The organism is Phormidesmis priestleyi ULC007 (genome assembly GCF_003003695.1).
GTDB classification, from domain to species: Bacteria; Cyanobacteriota; Cyanobacteriia; order Leptolyngbyales; family Leptolyngbyaceae; genus Phormidesmis_A; species Phormidesmis_A priestleyi_A.
In genome coordinates, this window is sequence record NZ_PVWG01000022.1 from 1 (window position 1) to 21,889 (window position 21,889).

Annotated in this window: 20 protein-coding genes; 13 read left to right on the forward strand and 7 right to left on the reverse strand. The window is 48.2% G+C overall.

Going from position 1 to position 21,889, the window contains the following annotated elements:
- The first annotated feature begins 30 nt into the window (after positions 1–30).
- From C7B65_RS17010 to C7B65_RS17045, 7 genes are all read left to right on the forward strand, one after another.
- On the forward strand, positions 31–1,770 hold the full coding sequence (locus C7B65_RS17010) for a hypothetical protein (RefSeq protein WP_146135834.1): 1,740 nt from the start codon (positions 31–33) through the stop codon (positions 1,768–1,770).
- A 588-nt stretch (positions 1,771–2,358) separates the two neighbouring features.
- On the forward strand, positions 2,359–3,408 hold the full coding sequence (locus C7B65_RS17020) for a glycosyltransferase family 2 protein (RefSeq protein ID WP_073070403.1): 1,050 nt from the start codon (positions 2,359–2,361) through the stop codon (positions 3,406–3,408).
- Between the two features lie 53 nt (positions 3,409–3,461).
- Positions 3,462–3,647, forward strand: a complete 186-nt coding sequence (locus tag C7B65_RS17025; protein WP_073070402.1) for a hypothetical protein — start codon at positions 3,462–3,464, stop codon at positions 3,645–3,647.
- Between the two features lie 294 nt (positions 3,648–3,941).
- A complete protein-coding gene (locus tag C7B65_RS17030; RefSeq protein ID WP_073070401.1) occupies positions 3,942–4,388 on the forward strand; it encodes a Fur family transcriptional regulator in 447 nt (148 codons plus the stop codon).
- A 424-nt stretch (positions 4,389–4,812) separates the two neighbouring features.
- A complete protein-coding gene (locus tag C7B65_RS17035) occupies positions 4,813–6,819 on the forward strand; it encodes a hypothetical protein (protein WP_073070400.1) in 2,007 nt (668 codons plus the stop codon).
- Positions 6,820–6,862: 43 nt separating this feature from the next.
- Entirely contained in the window at positions 6,863–8,578 is a 1,716-nt protein-coding gene (locus C7B65_RS17040; protein WP_219898624.1) for a DUF3685 domain-containing protein, read from the forward strand.
- A 571-nt stretch (positions 8,579–9,149) separates the two neighbouring features.
- Entirely contained in the window at positions 9,150–9,965 is an 816-nt protein-coding gene (locus C7B65_RS17045; RefSeq protein WP_073070399.1) for an SPFH domain-containing protein, read from the forward strand.
- Here the strand turns inward: C7B65_RS17045 and folP are convergent.
- The gene (gene folP / locus C7B65_RS17050; protein ID WP_073070398.1) at positions 9,958–10,833 is read right to left on the reverse strand and encodes a dihydropteroate synthase; all 876 of its coding nucleotides are present in this window, start codon (positions 10,831–10,833) and stop codon (positions 9,958–9,960) included. The genes C7B65_RS17045 and folP overlap by 8 nt on opposite strands.
- 100 nt (positions 10,834–10,933) lie before the next feature.
- On the opposite strand from folP, the gene C7B65_RS17055 reads away from it, so the two are divergent.
- Positions 10,934–11,356 carry a hypothetical protein gene (locus tag C7B65_RS17055; protein ID WP_073070397.1) on the forward strand — a complete coding sequence of 141 codons (423 nt, stop codon included), beginning with the start codon at positions 10,934–10,936 and terminating at the stop codon, positions 11,354–11,356.
- 224 nt (positions 11,357–11,580) lie between these two features.
- On the opposite strand, the gene C7B65_RS17060 is transcribed toward C7B65_RS17055, so the two are convergent.
- The 5 genes from C7B65_RS17060 to C7B65_RS17080 form a co-directional block, all read right to left on the reverse strand.
- On the reverse strand, positions 11,581–12,033 hold the full coding sequence (locus C7B65_RS17060) for a hypothetical protein (protein WP_073070396.1): 453 nt from the start codon (positions 12,031–12,033) through the stop codon (positions 11,581–11,583).
- Positions 12,034–12,099: 66 nt separating this feature from the next.
- Positions 12,100–13,641 carry a nickel/cobalt transporter gene (locus C7B65_RS17065; protein ID WP_073070395.1) on the reverse strand — a complete coding sequence of 514 codons (1,542 nt, stop codon included), beginning with the start codon at positions 13,639–13,641 and terminating at the stop codon, positions 12,100–12,102.
- A gap of 10 nt (positions 13,642–13,651) precedes the next feature.
- Positions 13,652–13,996, reverse strand: a complete 345-nt coding sequence (locus C7B65_RS17070; protein WP_073070394.1) for a hypothetical protein — start codon at positions 13,994–13,996, stop codon at positions 13,652–13,654.
- A 2-nt stretch (positions 13,997–13,998) separates the two neighbouring features.
- Positions 13,999–15,354, reverse strand: coding sequence for a tetratricopeptide repeat protein (locus C7B65_RS17075; RefSeq protein ID WP_073070393.1), 1,356 nt, complete (start codon positions 15,352–15,354; stop codon positions 13,999–14,001).
- A 76-nt stretch (positions 15,355–15,430) separates the two neighbouring features.
- A complete protein-coding gene (locus C7B65_RS17080) occupies positions 15,431–16,702 on the reverse strand; it encodes a DUF4331 domain-containing protein (protein ID WP_083582773.1) in 1,272 nt (423 codons plus the stop codon).
- 302 nt (positions 16,703–17,004) lie between these two features.
- Here C7B65_RS17080 and C7B65_RS17085 point away from each other — a divergent pair, with 302 nt between their 5' ends.
- The 3 genes from C7B65_RS17085 (at position 17,005) to C7B65_RS17095 (ending at position 18,853) form a co-directional block, all read left to right on the forward strand.
- On the forward strand, positions 17,005–17,916 hold the full coding sequence (locus tag C7B65_RS17085) for a cation diffusion facilitator family transporter (RefSeq protein WP_073070392.1): 912 nt from the start codon (positions 17,005–17,007) through the stop codon (positions 17,914–17,916).
- Between the two features lie 99 nt (positions 17,917–18,015).
- The gene (locus C7B65_RS17090; protein WP_280523188.1) at positions 18,016–18,402 is read left to right on the forward strand and encodes a P-type ATPase actuator domain-containing protein; all 387 of its coding nucleotides are present in this window, start codon (positions 18,016–18,018) and stop codon (positions 18,400–18,402) included.
- Between the two features lie 238 nt (positions 18,403–18,640).
- On the forward strand, positions 18,641–18,853 hold the full coding sequence (locus C7B65_RS17095; RefSeq protein ID WP_181314419.1) for a hypothetical protein: 213 nt from the start codon (positions 18,641–18,643) through the stop codon (positions 18,851–18,853).
- Between the two features lie 69 nt (positions 18,854–18,922).
- On the opposite strand, the gene C7B65_RS17100 is transcribed toward C7B65_RS17095, so the two are convergent.
- Positions 18,923–20,047, reverse strand: a complete 1,125-nt coding sequence (locus tag C7B65_RS17100; RefSeq protein WP_073070391.1) for a tautomerase family protein — start codon at positions 20,045–20,047, stop codon at positions 18,923–18,925.
- Positions 20,048–20,200: 153 nt separating this feature from the next.
- Between C7B65_RS17100 and C7B65_RS17105 the strand changes: the two genes are divergently transcribed.
- Both C7B65_RS17105 and C7B65_RS17110 read left to right on the forward strand, forming a co-directional pair.
- On the forward strand, positions 20,201–20,995 hold the full coding sequence (locus tag C7B65_RS17105; RefSeq protein ID WP_073070517.1) for an alpha/beta fold hydrolase: 795 nt from the start codon (positions 20,201–20,203) through the stop codon (positions 20,993–20,995).
- Between the two features lie 394 nt (positions 20,996–21,389).
- On the forward strand, positions 21,390–21,704 hold the full coding sequence (locus C7B65_RS17110; protein WP_143162026.1) for a hypothetical protein: 315 nt from the start codon (positions 21,390–21,392) through the stop codon (positions 21,702–21,704).
- Positions 21,705–21,889: the final 185 nt, after the last annotated feature.

Sequence of the window (21,889 nt, forward strand, 5' to 3'; positions counted from 1 at the left end):
ATCAGCACCCTCAAGTTCCTCAACAATCTTTTGAATGCAGCGGCGAATAGCGTAGCGCTCAATGAACCGCGACTCGCTAGCAGTGGAGGCGGGTTTAATCCACGCGGCGATATTCGTAGTGCCCAGTTTATTCGAGAGTTGATGAAGTTTGGCTTTGAGGTGGCGAAGGTCAATCCGATCGTGACCACAACAGGGGAGATGGTGATTTCAGAGTTTCTCAATACCTTATGGAGAGGTGGAGACGATCGTAAAGGGCAAGGAGGCTTGAATCAGTTCTTTGAGGGGGCGAAGAGTGGGAGCGATCGAGTGAAGTTATTGGAATTTGGCGACAGGCTGGTAGATGCCGCACAGCTATTGCAAGACTCAGGACTGCAAACTGAGAAGAAAGATGCAAGATTTCTGAGTCAACTACTGAACTTAGGAAGCAGCTACGTAGCATTAAATCCGATTGCGGCGGCAGGAGATCAACCGCTCAATTTCTTTCTTAGTACAGCATATCAACTCAGTAATACGCGGTTAACCGCACAGCAGTTAGACAGCTTTTTACAGTCGGTGACGAATCCTGATGTTGTTCTCTTTGCCAACTCCGATCGTCTCAAGACACTCAATAAAATCACTGATTCAAGTCTTCAGGATGTGAAGCGAAGCAATGAATTCATCTCCAAAACGATGGGAGTTGCCCTAACTGAGAAAGCGATTAGTTTATTCAATATCAGAGATTATAAAGGTATCAAGAATCAGACAAATCCTCTGGCATTAGTGGGCATTGATCGGTTCATTGATATTGTGGAGAAGGTAGAGGCAGTGTACAAAAATGATACTCCACAACAAATCATTACTCGTCTTCGTAGGCTTTACTACCCTGGTAATAGTGGTTTAGACCTGCTTGCAGGCATTAAGAATCAACAAGCATTTGCGCTTCTACCACATGCTCCAAACTACTTGCAGGGTTCTGCTTCCGACGTTTTTCCACCTGAGAGGAGGATAGATAAAGCGTATTTAAATGAGGTAGACAAAAGCGCATACGCTATTCTGACGGCTAAAGCAAATGAAAACGGCATAGAAGACAACCCCTCACCCTATATTGTGATTCCTGGACGCAACGAGATGATCGACATTGGGCATATGCTGTTGACGTTAGATGCGTTGCTGCATCCAGGTTCTAACGCACCTTACTCTGATCCCTACTACAATGTGCCGACCATTGACCCTGCTTCTTGGGTTGCCGATGTCAGTATTGGGTCTGTTTGGCTAACGCTTAAACAGAACGGAACTTCTCAGGAGGGAACTCCCATAAACTTGAAATTGTCATCTAGCATTCCCACGAAAGAAGAAATTGATGAGTATTACAAAGCCTCAGCTCCTGAAGCTGATATTCTTGGCGATGTCGATGGCTTTGGCTTATTTGATAGGTTCAATAGTCCAGACAGAAAAGATCAGCGTCTATCTACTCATCTAAAAGAGTATTATCTTCAAACGGGAAATGACATTAAATTTAGTATTCGTAGCCGATGGAAAACGTTTGCTGCCAAATTTCAAGCCACACCCATCGAGGCAACGTTTGATGCTGATGAATTAACAGCACCAGTAAAACAAGCATGGGTTGACCGAATCAACAGACTCAATAATCTTTTTGGCGATGGAGGGATCGCTGCGACAATTGCTCCCGTGCTCCGAAATCCGAACTGGAACTGGACTTATACAAAGGCAATGTTTGATAGGTTTGTTGAATACGTTCAGGAGCAGCTTAAGAACGAAAGAAAGCCTTGACATAGGCTTTTGAAGGTAACGCATATTTCTTTCGATTATCGTAATCTTATGTTCTCACCTATGCATGGCTTCAAAGTTCTTTCTACTTCCTTAATCTGGTGTATCCCTAGTTCAGCAGTTATACACTTTTCGGTTGTTTGGCTGGTAAAGATCTACCCTTTTTTGCTTGCATCTCCATCTTTAGGGAAAGCTGTACTAACAGTTCTATTTGTAGGCGTGTTCATTGGGTTTTTAAAAGCTCTATTTGTCAGCGCTATCGCTTCTCAAGTGGAACCCTATTTACGTTGGCGGGTGATCGTCATGACTACAATGATCTTAACTCTACTAGAGGGATGGATCTACTACCAACTTTGGACGTGGACGTTTCCTTTCGGCTAACTCAACCGAGTTCTTTGAAATCGCCTGACATCCTCTTTCAATAACTTATTTGCCAAGGTTTACAGACAGATCGATATGGAGTAGCTGGGTCAATGCAAAGCAGTTTCTCTCTCCTGCTAATCATCCTTCCATTCGCCTCAAGCCCCTTTGGTTGCCTCCAGCTAGAACGGGCACTCTAAGCCAGATATCTCTGCTCTGGCAACCTTTTCCATGTCTACGCTCATCTCTCTCATCACCACGGTCTACAACCGCTCATCTTTCCTCTGTGCAACGATCGACAGCATCCTCGCGCAAACCTACCCCCATTTTGAACTCCTAATTTGGGACGATGGCTCTACTGACAACTCAGTAGAGATTGCCCAGCACTACGCCCGCTTAGACCCACGAGTGCGCGTCCTCGTCTCCCCCATTAACCAAGGAATCTCGATCGCCACCAAATCGGCGATCGCTGCCACCACCGGGCAATATTTCGGCTTAGTAGACAGCGACGACCTACTCGCTCCGACTGCCCTAGAAGAGACGATCGCAATTCTAGACCAGTCACCCCATGTCGGGCTGGTTTACACCAACTACCACTTGATCGACGAGCAAGGACGAGACTGTGGACTCGGTAAACTGTGCCGCACCCCCTACTCAAAAGAACAGTTGCTCGTGGACTTCATGACCTTCCACTTTCGCCTCATTCGTCGCACAGTTTATGACCAAGTAGGTAGCATTGACGAGTCATTAGCGGTCGCCGAAGACTATGACCTCTGCCTCAAGCTGTCCGAAGTCACCGACATACATCACCTCGACCAAACTCTTTATTATTACCGTCGCCACTCTAATAACATCATCCGCGATCGTCTCAACACCCTGCACTGGACTCAAAAGGTGATTCGTAATGCCCTCCAGCGACGCGGACTCGATCAGCGCTATGAGCTTGACCTGCGCGTCACCGCTCACTTTCTCCTCCAGCCCAAATCCACTCTTGCACGACCGCCAGAACGTTTACCTCTTCAGACTCAAACGCTTGCCCCGATCGTGTCGATCGTCATCCCGGTCTACAACGCCGCTCCTCGCATTGCTGCCTGCTTAGAGAGTTGCTTTCAGCAGACCTACCCTCACTTGGAAATCATCGTCGTGGATAATAACTCCACGGACGACTCTTTGGCGATCGTTAAACGGTACGCCGAAACCTCTCCCCATCCCCTCAAAATTGTTCAATGCCCTATTCAAGGCGCAAACTTCGCTACGGTCAAGTCGCAGAAGCTTTGGTGACGATCGTGCAGGGGTCAAAAAAGAAGGTAAATGAAACTGAGGGAAGTCAGTAGATGGAGTTCGATTCCCTTGAAATCACGCTGAGTTCTGCACTTATCAATGCTCCGATTCAAACACTGCCGTTTGTGACTGAAATCCCGTTATTCACACCTCTTTTCAGCCAGGAGCGCTTCGTGGTTTATCGCTTTTTGGAGCAACTGGGGCAGCAAGGTTGGTTCGCACAAGTGATTCCCGGTTAAGCTCAGATTCAGCCAGGGCATTAGAACTGTCACAAGCGCAAACGTAAATTGCTATTTGATCTAGACAACTAGAAAACTGAAGAATCAAAAATAGAGACTAAGATAAAGTTGTAGCGAGTTTGCTTTAGCATGTGATAGAACTAGAGCAGGTAGGTGTCGAACTGTAATCTACCAAAAGGACGTAAAGAATATAATTGTTCAGAACCAGAAATTAAAAATATAAACATCTGTTGTTTTTAATTCTGAACCCCTCAGAGTAGATTAGGCAATAGATAGGTCAACCCCCTCTAAAGTATGCAAAGCGAAGCACCCATTTCAAAGCCCATTCGATCGCTGGATGACGCGATCGAACGCTGTCAGATTTTAGGAATGCGCCTGAGCCGTCAGCGTCGTTTTATCTTAGAGCTACTTTGGCACGATCAAGAGCACCTATCTGCCCGCGAAATCTACGATCGTCTCAATCGCCAGGGCAAAGACATTGGTCACACTTCGGTTTATCAAAACCTAGAAGCCCTCTCTGAGCAGGGTATTATCGAGTGCATTGAGCGCTCAGACGGTCGTCTCTATGGCAACGTCAGTGATGCTCACAGCCACGTCAACTGCATCGACACCAATCAAATTTTAGACATTCACATCGACCTGCCCGAAGATCTGATTCGTCAGGTAGAGGCACAAACAGGCATACGCATCACTGAATATCATATTGATTTCTACGGCTATCGCGCCGAGCAAAACACTTAGAGCTTTTGCCTGCAATTTGGGGTTGCTGAAGTCATGAGTTTGGCGAGTTCATAGCCGCATTCATCAACGCCCACACCCTTAATCTATTTGGGGATCGCCCTGAGTTGCGTGATCCCCAAATTTTAGGTTTCATCTCCTAACTGCTCCTTGGATGAAGTCAACCGAAATTTGGCTGATTTGATGGCGTAATTTTCTGATATTCGTGATTCAATAGCCTCAAACGCTCTGCAAAAATCCCTCAGTGCTGGATTGTCTTATTCAATCGCTTATCACTTTTCTGGACATTGCGCCCGGAAACCCGCTATCTCTGAGGGGATATTGAAGCAGCCACAAGCAAGTAGGGTTGAGCTTGCAAAATCGGCTCAATCAAATGCCAAAACTGACTGTAGAATAGCCAAACCTGACCTGTGAGATCGCTGAATTCATGGCTAGAAAACCCTCGACACCCTCCTGGCTTCAGGTCTTTCAAAAATCTAAATCTGAGGATGCAGACCATTCATTGCCTTCTAACCCGTCGCAGAATGACCAACTAGAAGCCGATCTAGAAGTCATTCACGAAGATGTTGAACCCTCTACTCAACCCGAAAGGCAGACTGCGGAAAATCGTTTTGTCAGACTTCAGAAAGTCGCTGCTCGAAAGATCTCATCGGGCACTCAAGGCACCTTTCAAACGTTAAGCCCGATCGCAAAGGCTTGGAAGTGGCAGCTAATCTGGTTAGGCATTCTCGGTGCCGCAGGCGGAACTGCGATCGCAGCCTTTATCTGGCTCTCAAAAGTTCCCCCAGCCGTTGACTGTAAGCAAATCTCTACCTGGTCGGCTGAATCTGAACGGCTGTTTTGTGCCCAACAAAGTGCAGAGTCAGGAAACCCAGCGCAAATTTTAGAAGCGATTAAGCTGGTCAAAGATTGGACACCAGAGCACCCGCTCTATGGTCAGGCGAAGACGCTGATGCAAGATTGGTCAAATGCCCTGTTAATTTTGGCGCGCGATCGAGTCACTCAAAAAGACCTCAAAGGGGGCATTGCGTTAGCCAATCAAATCCCGGCATCGAGCGCAGTTTATAAAGAAGCTCAAGCCGCCGTTAAACGTTGGCGAGAAGAATTTAATAAAGGGCAAATTCTCTATGACAAGATTCTTGTCGCCCTCAAAAAACAAAACTGGAATTTAGCCTCTGAGCATATCGCCTCACTCAGCTTGGTTAACGATCCCTCGTGGCAAGATCGGCTAGGTGAGATTCGGCAGCGCACCACCGACGAAAAAGTCGCGTGGCAATATCTGAAAGACGCGCGAAGTTTTGCCAAATCGACTTCGCCTGAGCAGTGGGGACGGGCGATCGCCATCACCGATCCCATCAATCGTAAAACCTTTGTCTGGGCACAAGCCAAAACCGAAGTATTGAAGTGGCGCAATACCGTCTTTGGGCTAGCGGTAGTGCGTTTAGACAAGCAGGATTTAGTCGGGGCTAGCACGCTGGTTAGCTCAATTCCGGCTAGCGTCAAACTCACCTCAGACAACCAAGACTTAATTCGCTTGATTCGGGCAAAAGAGATTTATGCCGACACTGACTATCGACAGCCTGCTTTAGAGCGCCTCGCTCCGCTGTGGCTGGCGACTCAGCTATTGAGACAAATTAATTCGCAGAGTCCTTTCTATGCTCAGGCAAAAGCACTCTTGCCCCGATTAGACCTGCAAGCTCAAGGGGTCGTGCAGCTCAATGTCGCCAGCACTTTGTCAAACGTGCAGCAGTTGCCCGTGCTGAAAATGGCGATCGCGCAAGCCAAACAAATTCCGCTCAAGCATCCGCGTCGCCTTCATGCCCAAACGCTGTTAGCCCAGTGGGTAAAAGAAGCCCAGTGGATGGAAGACCGCCCCGTGTTGCGGCAGGCTCAACAGTTGGCAAAAACGGGCAAGCTCGACCCGCTGCGATCGGCAGTGGCGTTAGCGAGTTTAGTAAAGCCTAGACGGGCACTGTCTCAAGAAGCGCAATCGAGCATTGTGGACTGGACGGTGCAGATCCAAACGATCGAAGACAAGCCGATTTTAGATGAAGCCAAAGCCGTGGCAAACTCTGGCAAATTGGGGCAGGCGATTCAAGTGGCTTCGAGGGTGCGATCGGGTCGAGCGCTCTATGGAGATGCCCAATATCTGATCGGGGAGTGGGTCTATCAGATTCAGATTGTCGAAGATCGTCCGATTCTCAATCAGGCGAGTAGTTTGGCAAACGGCGGCTATTTAACGCGGGCGATCGACGTAGCCTATCAGATTGCACCGGGACGCGCCCTTTATCGAGAGGCTCAAGGTGCAATTGCGCGCTGGTCAGTTGAGCGAGCCGCAATCTGGAGGGCACGAGAGCAAGAGGCAGCAAGGCAGCGTGACTTAGAGCCAGAGCCAACGCCAGAGACATCCCCGGAGCCAACTCCGCCACAGTAAGGAGTGTGGGATTATGGAAGTGATGGAGTAGGAGAGGGGGTCTGTGTCGCTCGATCGTCCGCCAAGTCGTTTGTTACAACTGATGCTAATCGAGGCAGACCCCATTTTGCGGTTAGGGTTGCTGACTGGGCTGGGCCGATTTGCCGATCTGCAAGTGGTGATAGCAGAGACTGGCGCATCGGCATTGAGAACTCTGGCGGATCGCAAGCGGAGCGGCACTCCGCTTGACCTGATTTTGGTTGACTTGGAGAATAGCGGACTGTCCTCGCGATCGCTCTTAGACCTTGAGTTACTGCGACAGCTCAAAACTCAGCATCCTGACTACCCCATTTTGCTGATTGGGTCATTGCCTGACACCAAGCTGATAGAAGCGGTGCAGAGAGGCGTTGAAGGATATTGTCCTAAAGGAAGCTCGATCGCAGAGTTGGTGACGGCGATTAGGCAAGTGGCGGCGGGTCAGCCTTATTGGGATATACCTTTGACGATCGCCCCTTCACCCGCGCAGTTACGTCCGTTAAGACGAGTGCGAGAAACGCTACGATCGTCCAGCCTTCAACAAATTGAAGCGGCACTGATCGAACTCAACGCCCAACTTGCATCGCCTGGGCTGTCACGGCTCGACAAAACCGTTCTCTCTGGGCGACGTAGAGAACTTAAAGCGGCTCGATGGTTGGTGAAGCGAGTCCTTTCTAGCTCAGATTCAGTGCTAGAGCCAGCGAGAATTTTACCACCTGAGTTGAGCGGGCAACGGCTGCGATCGCTTCCCTCCAGTGTTCAACTTGTGCCCGCTCAGCCTCCAGAAATGACGGCTAGAGATCTTCAGGAACGGTTGTTTGATGACATCTCCGCCAAACTGCAATCGAGCTTAGAGAATCTAACCCATTTGCCGTTAGAAATTGACATTTTCCGTGCAGAACGCAAGCGAGAACTGTTCTACATTATTTTGCGGCAGATTGAGGCGAGTTTAGACGAGCTGCGGTTTTCTCAAATTCAGCCCGGTCAGCTTGCTGAAAAACACCTCGTGATCTTGCGAGATTTGTGGCAAGCCATCACGATCGACTTCTTCGGCAGATATTACACGTTGCGCGTCAAAAACCAAGAAATAGAAGTCGTGACGGCATTACTTCAAGATGAAGAAACGGTTCAGGCAGAGATTCTTAATAAGATTCCTTTAGTCACCGATTTGTATGCTCACTTACTATTTCAGACAGCCTTAACGATCGACAATGCCGACGCTCTGATCGGCTCTCCTGAAGCGATCGCTCGTGCCGCAGATCTTTTAGAAAATCTCACGATTCAGCTTGCCAACGCGGTCGTGCAACCCTTGCTGAATCGGTTTTCAGATTTAGAAGTCATCAAACAGAGTTTTTACGATCGTCGCTTACTCTCGACCCGCGATATTGAACGCTTTCGGAATGATCTATCCTGGAGATATCGTGTCGATCGCTATGTTGCCGAACCGACCGCCATCTTTGAGAGTCAACATCGACTATTTGTGTTTACTCAGTCAGGAATTAGACAAGTCTTAATCTATGCACCACGCCGCGGTGAGCTTGAGCAATTAGCAGGTGTGCAATTAGCTGTGACTCTGGCATTAGAAACGCGAGATGCGATTTCGCCTCGATTAAAAGCCGCGATCGGGTTTGTCGGCAGTGGTGTGATCTACCTGCTCACCGATGTGATTGGGCGCGGACTGGGACTGATTGGGCGCGGCATTGTCAAAGGAATTGGGAATGCTTGGCAAGATAGCAAACGATAGACCACGATAAATAACCTGAGTTCGGGATAAGTTCCTGCTCCGTTTCAGTTCCCTTCGCCCCCTAAATCCCCCAAACTTGGGGGACTTTGAAGCAGAAAGATCGACCGCGTTCAAGAAATTGTGCCCATTCCAAGTCCCCCATCATGGGGGATTTAGGGGGCGAGACGCTCGGCATTGGACGATCAAACTATCGCAGGCTGCACAGGAGACTAGGTTCAATCGCTAGGCAGGCAATGATTAACCCGAACTCAGGTTAAATAGACTTCCTGCATGAATCTGGATAGCTCTCATCCCCAAGGAGAAGGGAGCCAGAACTCTCCTGTTCCCTCTCCTTGGGGAGAGGGCTAGGGTGAGGGCAGAGTATTTATACAGGAAGTCTAATCAGTGTAAGTTTTGACTTTTGAGTCTTGAATCGTAAAAATGTCTGTAGAATGCACGTTATAGCGTTGCATAGTCAGAAAAACCGCCTCTGATTTTGCACGATCGCGATGAAATGAGTCACTTTTTAAGAGATCTCACATTTTTCTACTTCTCTCTTTAGTCTCTAATTAAGCTCAACGGGAGCGCACATATGATTGAGTCCCTACTTGGTGCATTCACACTGATTATTCTTGGATACATGATTGGTTCTGTCAGAATCATTGACCAGGGTGACGAAGCTTTGGTGCAGCGATTAGGGCAGTATAAACGCACCCTAAAGCCAGGGCTAAACTTTGTGATCCCGTTTCTAGATACCGTTTTAATCGAAACCGTTCGAGAACAGCTCTTAGATATTGATCCTCAACCCGCGCTGACAAAAGATAACGTGCCGATCGAGGTGGATGCGATCGTCTTTTGGCGAATTTTAGAGCTTAAAAAAGCCTATTATGCGATTGAAGATTTAGAAGAAGCCCTCAAGCAACTCGTGATCACAAGCCTGCGTGGAGAAATTGGTCGGCTCTCTCTAGCGGAAGCCGTTTCATCTACCGATAAAATTAACACTCAACTCCGTAAGCCTCTTGACGAAGCGGCTCGCAAATGGGGCATTGAGGTGATTAGTGTGGAAGTGCAAGCCATTAACTTGTCTTCTGCTTTGAGAGAGTCTTTAGAGCGAGAGCAGATTGCCAAGAATGAGAAAAACGTAACGCTTACGAGAACAGAAGCAACGGTGAAATCGATCGAAGACCTGGCGCGAGCATTGCAGGCTCAACCCAACGCGCAAGACGTATTGCGTTATCTAGTCGCAAAAGATTATGTCAACGCCAATTTAGAGATTGGCAAGAGTGATAACTCCAAAATTGTCTTTATGGATCCTAAAGCCTTGAATGAGGCCATTACAGATTTGATTAGACCCTCTGAATTTGAGCAGGGTTCCGGCAATTCTTCGCGGGGAAATGACACTAATTGATGGGGCAGGGTCGCCAAATGGCATCTGCAACGCGGCAAGCGTCGTGCATTTCTGCGACATCGTGAACTCGTAAAATATCGGTGCCGCCGACGATCGCGCTCACACACGCTGCTGCCGTTCCCAAAACTCTTGTCTGTGGATCTGGCTGGTTAAGAATTTGACCGATAAAGCTTTTGCGAGATACGCCGACCAAAATCGGACACCCCAACGATCGAAAAACGGAAAGCTGGCGCAGAATTTCTAAATTCTGCGCTGTTTTTTTGGCAAAGCCGATGCCGGGATCAATGATGATTTGGCGGCGATCGATCCCCGCCGCGATCGCCGCCTGAATTCGCGCTGCTAAAAATTGCAAAATCTCGCCGGTCAGATCCTCATAATCAGTCAGCGTCTGCATGGTTTTGGGAGTGCCACGCGTGTGCATCAAGACGATCGGCACTCCCAGCTTTGCCACAGTCGAGAGCATTTCTGCGTCAAACGTTGCGCCAGAGATGTCGTTGATCAGATCGGCACCTGCGGCGATCGCAGCCTTTGCCACCTGCGATCGAGTCGTGTCAACCGAGATGGGCACCTGAGAAAATTCTGAGTGTTGCCGCAAGGTTTGAATGATGGGAATGACGCGATCTAGTTCTTCCGCTAACGTCACTTCCTCCGCATTCGGTCGGGTAGATTGTCCGCCAATATCTAGAATGTCGGCTCCACTCGTGACCATTTTTTGCGCTTGATTGAGGGCAGATTCCAGGGTGTTAAACTGTCCGCCATCGCTAAAGCTATCAGGGGTGACGTTTAAAACACCCATCAAATAAGTTTGCTGACCCCAACTAAAGGTGCGATCGCGCAGAGTCAAATCTGAGAAAAGAGAACGAGTCATTCCGTACACTTTATCCTGTCCATCGACTTACTTCTTCACAACTGTACTAAAACGTCCAGATCGACACGGTACACTGGGGAAACCCCTTGAGGAAACGTTAATGGCACGAACACACGCTGATAAAACCGAAACACCTGCACAGGAATTACCTGTGATTTCAGACACTAAAGAATCAGACCCTCAAGACACCGAAGCGATCGACGAAGCGTTACCCGAAGTAGAAGAGTCACCCCAAGTAGAAGACCCTCAAGATGTTGATAGCATTTTAAATGCTCTCAAAACCTTGTTGAGTACCGTAGAAAAGCTTCAAAAAGTGCGGCAAGAAGTGGGTGACATCAAACCTTTGCTCGTGCGAATGTTAGACGGAGAACTAGTAGCTGAAGATTTAGAGCAACTTAAAACCGGAGTTGGTGGTCTTTTTCGCTTAGTTCGCGCCTACGGTGATCACCAATCTGCCCTCGCAAAAGCGCAGCCAGCTAGAAGTCTATTAGATGAAGTTCTAAAAACGCCTAACGTTCGCTGAGAGGGAGTTTATCGAATGAAAAGCTGGCTCGATCGGCATTCAAAAGTGATTTCTATCTTGAGATAGACACTATGAGCCGAGATTGAGCCAGAAGAGAGCTTCAGCGTGAGACAGGCTGACTTCAAAGTAGCCTACGACACAGAGAACTGTGATTAAAAAGATGAGGCTAAATCGCTTCATAATTTGTTTCCTCAAACCTATTTTTTGCGGGTTGAAATTGTTGACTATTGCCAATCTTGAAAGCTAACACTGAGTCCGCTAGTTTGTTGTTGCAACTCAGCTTTGTCAAACAGCCCACTTGCGAGAACCGACTGTCCGGGGTTTAGGGTTTGGTTCATAAAAATGGGAACGATCGTAATAGGCATATTGGCATGATTAATCTGTAGTCGAACCACTTCTACTTGAATGGGAGAACTGCTGCGATTGGTGACGATGGCTTTAACCTTTGATGACAAAAACTCTTGATCTTGAACTTCTAAACTGAGGTTAGTCACCACGATCGGGGCGAGTTCAGCCATGTTTGCAAGATTGCACAATGAGGTGAGGTTGATCGTCTGATGAGTTGAGCTAACCATATAGCACAGTGAGTCTTGGGCGATCGCAAAAGGCGGCTCAGATGAAACTGCGGGGTGAGCAAACAGAACGATCGCGGTAGATGCAAGAATTTCTTTAAGCATGACTGTCTCTATTTGAGGACTTTAATCAACTAATTCTCTCGTTGCTTTTGACGTGATTTGTTCAGGTTATAAAGTGTGATCGAATAGCGCTTTTGTCGTAATGCCTAAACCAATCAGCGTCATAAATAAGGCACTCATCGCCGGAAACAATTTGCTTTTAGATGCCTGAAGGGGCAGTCGCTCAAACCAATCTTTGGCGTAGACTAGCGTTAATCCAATTCCGGTCAAAACTGCTGCTAGACCTAAACTAAACGCGGACACCAATGCCAGCCCAAAGCCGATTCGACCCAGCGCGATCGCGCTTAACAACACCACTAATGCCGAAGGGCACGGCAACAACCCACCTGAGATTCCGAGTGCTAAAATGCTCGACCAGGTGATCGGAGAACCATCAGCACCGGGCGGCAGATGAGAATGTCCGTGATTGTGATTGTGATGATGATCGTGACTATGAGTGTGATCATGATTGTGGTAATGTTCGTGACCATGATCGTGTTTCGGTTCGGACATCGATTTTTGGAAGAGTTGAGAAATGCGCGATCGACGAATCAACAAATTCAGTCCAATTCCTGTGACTAGCACACCAGAAATTACGTTTAGCCAAGGATATAATTCCTCAGTTAGGACAAACTGAGAGGTGCCAAGCGTCACTAGCCCCAACGCAAAGATACCAATGGTATGAGTCAGCGTTACGGTGAGTCCTAGAAAAAGGGCGTGATGAACTTTGCTGCGAGAACCTACCAAATAGGCACCCACGATCGTTTTGCCATGACCTGGAGACAGCGCGTGTAAGCCACCCCACACAAACGCGATCGCTAGAGCAAGCAACGTTGCAGGAAGGCTGTGTTCTTCTAAAGTGATCAGGCGAGTGAAGGCATCATTACTTCTGCCGCTCAATACCTGACTTGTTGGACTAGAAAGCTGTGTAGGCGATCGCGCGATGGATTGATGACTGGGCAAAACCGGATTAATTGTCAAAGAAATCTGGCGCTGATTGAGCGGGCTACTCAACAGATCAGATGGATAGTCTGTCAGGCGTTTTGTCAGGCTAGAAGCAATGAAGTTGCCCCCAACCGGAACGTTAGACGACACCGTGATTTCACGCCAGCCCAGACGCTGCGGGTAGGAAGTGTCTTCAAACTCGATCGTACTCGGTGATGCGTTGTTAAGCAGTTTTCCCGGCGCGGTTCCTGCGGAGTTGCGCTTTGCGCTAATCGCCCCTTCAAACCCACAAGTCAGCCGTAGAGTCTCCAACCCGCCCACTCCAGGAGGAAATTCGACACTTGAGCGATTTAGAGAGAGTGCTAGCGGCTTTTTGTTGAATCGCAGATTTAGATCAGAATGAATCTCACGGCATTTATCAGCCGGATAATCAACAGTTTCTATCGCATCTGCTTTGTGGTTGCGATCGCGATCGAGCTGACGAATCTCCTGAAAAGCTGGAATCTCAGCCATGTCTAGAACATAGTCGATCCCTACTCTATCTCGCGAAATTTGCAGCCCTGCATAGTGATTGATGGTGAAATTGCCGAGCGGATGTGCCTCTGCAAAAGGCATCCAGAGAAAGACGAGAGCGATCGCAGTTAGGCACTTTAGCAAAGTTTTCATAACAATCTGATTAGTTGAGAAGAGATAAGTGAGTACGCTTCGGTTCCTTAAACAGCAACTCAGGCTCTGAGGCTGACAGCACTTCGAAGCCTTTTACCTTAGCCAGCTCTGCCTCAGTCAGTCCCCCATATTGTTCGTTTGCCTCCGAGGTCATAAACACATAGCGCTCTATTTGAGTACCTGCAATACAATCCATCACAAACACCCCAGGCGCACTCTGAATTAGATAAGTGAGATTTGTCCCTGCCACCTTGAGGTCAAACTCTAGTTGCCACAGATCCTCGATCGTTTGAATTTCGCCAAAGATCACTGCAATGTCAGACGGGCTGTTAAATCCATAAAAACGTCGTTGCATTGTTACTCCACTTCAGAGGGTGATAGGTTGGCTAAAGCTTGACGCGCCTCAGCCGCATATTTGTGATGAAATTGAGGATTGAGACGCAGCGCCTCGCTCAGTTGTTGAATGGCAGTCTCGCGATCGCCGCAGTGCAGTGCAATTATGCCGTGATGAAACCGCAGCAGCGCGTCCTCGGTGCCATAGCGCGTCGCTTGCTGAATTGCTCGTTGTGCGGCTTGCCATTGCCCATTTGCGGCGGCTGCCCAAGCTAAGGTATCTTCGGCATAGATATCATCTCGAAGGGCAACTTCTCGTTGAGCAATCTCTAACGCTTCGGGTAAGTGGATACGGTGGTCGAGATAGTAGACGGCTAAGGCACGATCGTAGATGCCTTTAACCTGACTCAGACGTGCCACCACTTCGATCAGTTCTGCGGTGGCGGCGGCTCCCTGCCAGTCTCCAAGCGCTTGTTGAGCGTCTGCCTTATATGCCAACGTTTCGACGATGGGCACCCGATCGATCCCCTGATTAGCGGACTCTAGCGCTGGTTGCCAGCGATGCTGTGCAGCATAGAGTCGAGCCAGCCCTGTAAACGCAGCCACATCGTCAGGAAAGAGAGCGATCGCTTCTCGATATCGCTGCTCAGACTGGGTGAAATCGCCAGCTACAAATGCCAAATCTCCAGCCCGAACATGAAACCAAGCACGAGTCTCGGCTGGGTTTGTGTAGAACCCGTCCATTTGCTGCATGGCTGAGTCCATCAGTTGCCGCGCCGATGATAAGTGTCCGGTTAACTCTAAATATCGGGCAAGTACCGCACTGTGACCTGAGTTTTCATCTGATTCATCAGTCATTTGCAAGAATTGACGGGCAGATTCATAGTCGCCCAACTCCATCTGAATCGAGGCTTTGAGAGCGGCTAAACTGACATCTCCTAACGCCGATTTTTGAGCCTCGGTGACGACTTGCAAAGCTTCTTGAAACCGATGCTGAGAGAGCAACGTTGAAGCGAGAAGCATCGAAGCCACTCCATTTTGACGGGGTTGAATTGCCAACGATCGTCGGGCTGCTTGTTCGGCACGGAGCAAGTCTTCTACATCTGCCCGTTCTCGAAAGCGCTTGAGATATTGATCAGTCAGCAATCGCAAAAGCAGAAAGGAATCAGGAGATTGGCGCACCTGCTGCTCGTAGTTGTTGATGATCCGATCGCGCTCTAGATAATCGGGAAAAACCAGATCTGAGGTCTTTTCAACCTGCGGCTGACGGACAGAAAATGGCTCTCCACCCATATTTAACGAGAGTGTAGATGGCTGTCCTAATAACAACACAATTAAGCTAACTAGTCCCCAAAATAGCCCTAGCGATCGTCGAGTCATAATACCAATTTGATTTGTGAATGTAACAAATTCACATGAGGGCACGACATGCCGTGCCCCTAGCGCGATCGTTCCTCTAAAGGGGGTTGCCTAAATAAGGAAATTTGGGCAGAAAGTTGGCATCATTGGCACCCACGTTGTCACTGGTCAAGGCAGGAATGGCACCGTCTTTAATTCCAGTCACTGCGTCACCAAAAACAACTGATGCCGTCACATCAATCACGTCGTCTTTGGGTCGTCTGCCGCCAAAGTTTTGACCTAACTGAGTGCCAAAATAGCTCCCGGTTGGTTTAGACAAGTCGGCTTTGATAACATCAGGAATCGCGACAGAAATAACTGCATCTGCAATGCCTTGGGGTCGTCCGATCGTTTTCACAAACGTGCGAATAAAACTAGATTGATTGCCAGCATCGCCAGTCGGGGTCTTAAGGTTACTGTTGTTATGCGCTTTAAAGTCCATAAACAGTTCATTCAGCGCTGGAACTGCTAACCGCTCAATCTGGGCATAGTTGCCGCTTCTGAGTTTAGGAGTCTGAACGCTGGTGGTCATCCACGCCCCAATTTTCCCTTTTCCTAGAAGATGTCTGGGTAGCTCGACCACGATCGAGTGAACATTAAACGGAGCAAGCGTATCTTGGGCTTGACCCGGCGGTCGAAACGAGACGACTGTAAGCGGTGGGCCAGGGTTGGGTTGAAGTTGATAGTTACGATCGGGCAAAATCTTAAAGAACTGCTCTAGATCAAAGAAGAAGGGATCTTTGCGCGTTCCAACAAAAACTTTCAACCCCTTGCGGGTCGAAAACGCCTGATTCAAAGCACCGACACCCGTTGCGCCTACCAGCGTTGACTCAGTTCCAACTTTGCGAGGGCGACCGGGGCCAAACACCGACACAGATTGCTTGCGTCCTCTGCCATTCACCCGAAATTGCAGCACTAAATCTTCAACATTGTCACCCGTATTATCAATCTTAAATTGATAGAGAACAGCAGGGTCAAATGGTCTGACCTCACCCCGCGTGATCAAGGGGTCAAAGTCCATTGCTAAGACAACTTTGTTGGGATCGCTAGGACTCTCAAACACATACAGATCGGTGAGATCGGCGGCGGTCAGCTTGTTAGCTAAAAAGGTCGTATCTTGGTGATCCGAAGCCCTAGCAGGAAGGGCTGAGTTAAAAAACATCGTCAACAACACGATCGCACCGATTCCAGTGATGCGAACCCAGCGTTTAGTCAGTTGCTCAAGGGTCTGCCTAATAAAGGCAACCACACGATCGCGGGCGCAGTTCTCTAGGAAAGAGCCGCTCTGATTAATCAGGGTATAAACGATACCCCGAACACTAATTCTCATAGTTACCCTCTTTAACACTCTTCATCTTTGATGTGAACTCGGAAACAGCATTCTGAAAACATTCTCAGAAAAAAGGTCGCTGTTCTAAGAAGACATACGCAGGTATATACGCGGACGAATCTAAGTTGGATTCGTAAAAAACGAAGAGGTTTGTAAAAAATCGACGAAAACGATCAGCTCTAGAATTTGCTAAGTTGATGATTTACTCAACCTAGAATGCTACCTGAGATAGATGAACTAAAGATTTGTGAATGAACCAGAAGTTTGATTTTTGTTGGCAAATCTCACAGTAGGCTACGGGAATGAGTACAAAATCTGCCCGTTCTTATATTGTTCTGTCGATCGTCGCCGCGATTGTCACGATCGCCCTAAAAACATCGGCTTACTTCCTAACCGGATCGGTCGGCTTGTTATCAGACGCACTTGAATCGGGAATCAACTTAATTGCAGCACTTGTCGCGTTTTGGGCCCTCTCCTTTGCCGCTAAACCGCCCGATGCCGAACACGCCTTTGGGCATTCTAAAGCTGAATATTTTTCGAGCGGGTTGGAAAGTGCCTTAATTATGGTGGCTGCTGTTGGCATTGCCATTGCTGCATGGGGAAGACTGTTTGACCCACAGCCGATCGAGCAAGTCGGGTTAGGACTTGCACTATCACTAGCGGCGACTGCGCTCAACGGCGGCGTTGCTGTTATCTTGCTACGAGCGGGGAAACGGTTACGATCGATTACTTTACGTGCCGATGCCCATCATTTGTTAACCGATGTCTGGACTTCAGCAGGGGTGGTGATTGGAATCTTGGTTGTGGAGTTAACGGGTTGGCTGGTTCTTGATCCGATCATTGCGTTAGTTGTTGCAGCAAATATTATTTGGGCAGGATTTCGGCTCCTTCGCGAAACGGGTTCGGGCTTGCTGGATCGATCGCTACCTGCCGATGAACAACGAGTAATCATGGATCTCCTCATGCCCTACCAAGAAAAGGGAATTCAGTTTCATGCGCTGTTAACACGAGTTGCCGGATCGCGTCGCTTCATCTCCTTTCACGTCTTAGTGCCCGGAGAATGGACAATTCAGCGAGGTCATGATTTGTGTGAAGAAGTTGAGCTGGCGATCGCGCAAACCCTTCCCGGAACTCATGTTCTCACGCACTTAGAGCCATTAGAAGATCCGTTATCCTGGGATGACCAGACCTTAGATCGAACCTCTAGAAATTAGCACCACAAGCATTGACAAAATCTTGACTCGCTTGCCAATGCTCTACATATATTTAAAAACGTCTGAACATCTATTCAGATATTAAGATAATGCGGTACTATGATGAATCAATTCGGTGTTCTCACAATCAAAACGACCAAATTGTTTGGCGAGTCGTCGATCGCTCGGATTTTAGAACTGGTCGAAAACGCCAGCAGCAAGAAAGCCGAAACTGAGAAATTTATCCGCAAATTCGCCAAAGTTTATACTCCGATCGTGGTCTTTCTTTCATTAGCAGTGGCAATCATTCCGCCCTTGTTGATGACTAATCCGATCGATGCCGATCGCTTTCATTGGGTTTATAACGCTTTAGTTCTACTTGTCATTTCTTGTCCTTGTGGGTTAGTGATTAGTATTCCGCTTGGCTATTTTGGTGGTGTTGGCGGTGCGGCTAAACGCGGCATTTTAGTTAAAGGCTCAACCTACTTAGGAACGTGGATTTATTAAGGTGTAACTTCTCGCCATCTCCCTAAGGAGCTACGGTGTACACCAATCTTTGTCGCTGCGTTTGGGTCGGCTTCAGCCCCCTAAATCCCCCATTCTGGGGGACTTTGAGCTAAGACTCTGGTTTCAAAGTCCCTCACTCGTGGGGGATTTAGGGGGCAAAAGTCTCGGCGATGACAAATCAGAGGACTTTTACAGGTTATTTAATCCACGATCCTTAGACACACTGGCAGTCGTGATCATGACCGATGCTCCATCCAAAATTGCCGAGGCGATTCTAATGGGCAGAAAGACCCACAGAATTGTGATTCAAAACATTGTCATGGCAATGGCGATCAAGGCGTTTTTCATCTTGCTGGGTGCATTCGGGCTTACAACGCTGTGGGAAGAAGTGCTTGCGGATGTGGGGGTTGCGCTGCTTGCCGTCCTCAATGCGAGTCGAGTTGCAAAATGAAGCATCTTTGGTGTGTTGAAACCTAGTCGCCATCACCCGATTGTTTCTCTCACTTGAGGCAGCACTGATTTAATTTTTTGAAGTATCCAGTTTTGTCCATGCCTGAATCACCTGCTGCATCGCTTTAGGAAGATGGGTTGTCTCTAAATCAACATACTGAGTCAGGCTCCCCGCGCTTTGCAGTGTGGTCGTGGGATAATCAGCTAACACTGCCTCAGTGAGATAGTTTAGACCATTAAGATTGAGAAATCGCTGCGCTTGTAGCACCTGCTGAAACTGCTCAATCTGTTGCTGAGACAATCGCTTGATCACCACTGGGCGAGAGCGAATATTAGGAGCCATAATCGACTGGGTAATGGCACCATCTGTCGTTAGCGTAATCTGTGTGACTTTGCCAGTGAAATCGCCGCTAACGATCGATCGAAAAATCACACTCGGCTCGATCGGAGGCTTATTTTCCTCTAAAATAAACGCAGGCACCAAACCGCCTCGACTGCCACTTGCGGTAGGATTTTGAGCCATTCGATTTCCGTCTTGATCGAGGTGATAAACCCAACTGCGCTTGTTGCCCGCGACAATCACCTGCCACCCTTGCAGAGCAATTTTAGTGCAGCCTCGCCCCGGCGTAAAGATGCCTAGACAGCCATCCCAAATTGCAGATTTCACCTCGGCAATTCGCAATCGAGCTACTGGAACGCGCACATCTTTTGCCACCTGGCGGAGCAACCGTTGGCTGACGATCGGGGGCAATCTAGCCGTTGACTGAGGCTCTAGCCGAATCACGTTAGCAGTTTTATCGGTGCGATAGATCCAAGTCTGCTGATTGGCACTGGCTTCGACGCGCCAGCCCTCGACTTGAGCCTGCAAGCAACTTTCGGCAGCACCTCCCAAACCCAAACAGCCGTCTGACCAGGTTTGCGGCGTAAAGCTAACAATCGTGATGTCCTGTGGCGTGATGTCCTGTGGTGGGATGTTGAGCCGCTGGGAGAGATCTTGGCGAACGGCTTGTTCGACCGATCGCGGCAACTGCACCGATGATTCAGCAGCGACCAGATTAGAGGACTGCTTAGAGACGTGCGAAGCCATTGCAGATTGGTTTGAGACTCCAGTGCTGGTCATGAGCATCAACCCGGTTAGCGCAAGGACTGCCATTTGCCGAGGAGACTTTAGTAGGGTTTGTTGAGTGCGAGTCATAACTTGAACGGTTTAGAAACATTTGAATGATGGTTCTAACTTAAATCAAGCGATCGGGGCTTCTAACTGCCGTTGCCAAATCTGTTACGCTATGTCACTTTGAAAAATAAACCGATCGGCCAGTTTGCTCGTTTCAACGTCAAAGGGGTGAGTATGCAACGAATGATCTGTGATCAGCTCAATATTATCGAACGAGGAAAAGGAACTCCATCGCTCATATTTCTTCACTACTTTGGAGGATCATCAGCCTCGTGGTCTGAGGTGATCACTCAACTTCAAGAAACGGCTCACTGCATCGCGCCTGATCTGCCTGGCTTTGGCGAGTCAGAACCGATCGTTGAACGCACTGTAGAGGCCGTTGCAGCTATCATTGCAGAAATGATTCGTCAGCTTGATCTCCAGCATTACATTCTCGTTGGTCACTCAATGGGCGGCAAAGTTGCGCTTGCATTGGCGGCCACTCAACCGCCGGGGTTACAATCACTGATTTTGCTGGCTCCTTCACCCCCAACACCAGAGCCGATCGCCGCGTCAGAACGATCGCGTCTGCTGCAAACTCACGGAAACCGATCGGCAGCCGAAGAAACCGCTCACAAGATTACGGCTCAAGGCCTAAGTGAGGATGCCTTCGAGCGAGTCGTTCAAGACAATCTCCGCAGTTCTCAAGAGGCGTGGCAAGCCTGGTTAGAATGTGGCAGCCGACAAGACATTTCAGCGGCAATAACCACTATTACGGTTCCCGTTCTCGTGATCGTGGGGGCTGAAGATGCTGTGATTCCTCAAGCGTTGCTTCAGCAAGAAGTTGTGGCACCGCTTACAGAGCGCAACTCCGCAGGAACCGCCAATGCCCAATTAGTAGTTGTCCCCAATGTAGGACATTTGCTGCCGATCGAAGCCCCTCAAGCGATCGCTGATTTGATTCAAGCCACATACTCCAATCCTGCGTGACTAGAAAAGAAAATTAACTAAAACCCAGTAGCCAACAATAGTTCCTAAAACACCCAACCAAAGATATGCCTGGTTCATAAGAAACAAGGTGATAAATTAGTCAACAAGATTCTTTAGTTCTAGAACAAAAACGAGGGGTGAGCATCTCTCAAACAGTAGAAATCGTGATTTGCATAAATCTGGTTTACTTGTAAGCAACGCTGGTTAGGATGGGGACAAGACGCTTTTTTGTAGAGAAAAGACACAATCTTTAAGGAAACTCTCCCCAATATATCCTTACTGTATTGATTGAGGTTTTTACGCAAAATCACGTATAAATACTTATCGATAAAGAACAGAAAAGTCATATACCTGAGGAGTAAGTCAGATTTATAAACAGGTGAAGATGATCGGTGTGAAAACTACTCTATTGACATTGTTAACTTTAGCGTCTCTGCTAGCTTTTCCTCGCACAGCACTCGCAGACTTTATGGCTAACAGTGGTAGCGGTGGCTACTACGATAAAAACACAAGCCAATCGTATCGCTATGAATACGAAGTATGGGCAAACAACAACAACACAGCGTATACATTAAAAGTTTGGGATTCACAAAACTATCCCAACGGTTCGCCCTATAGATCATCCAGTTTTGAATCTGCTCGTCAGGCATTAGATTACTTTGATTGCCACTACGCTCAAAAACAAGACATTTGCAGACAGATGAGATAGAAGTCACCGTCATCAAAGAAACCGTTCTCATTTTGTAATTTATGGTGGAGAGTCAGGAACCAGCAGCTTTGCTTTTCTGACTCTTTTTGGTAACAGCACACGGCAGGCTTTTAACCCGATCGTTAGTCATCGGCAACGGCTACTGATTACAATGAAAGCGATTGTGTCATCCTCACCCAAAATAG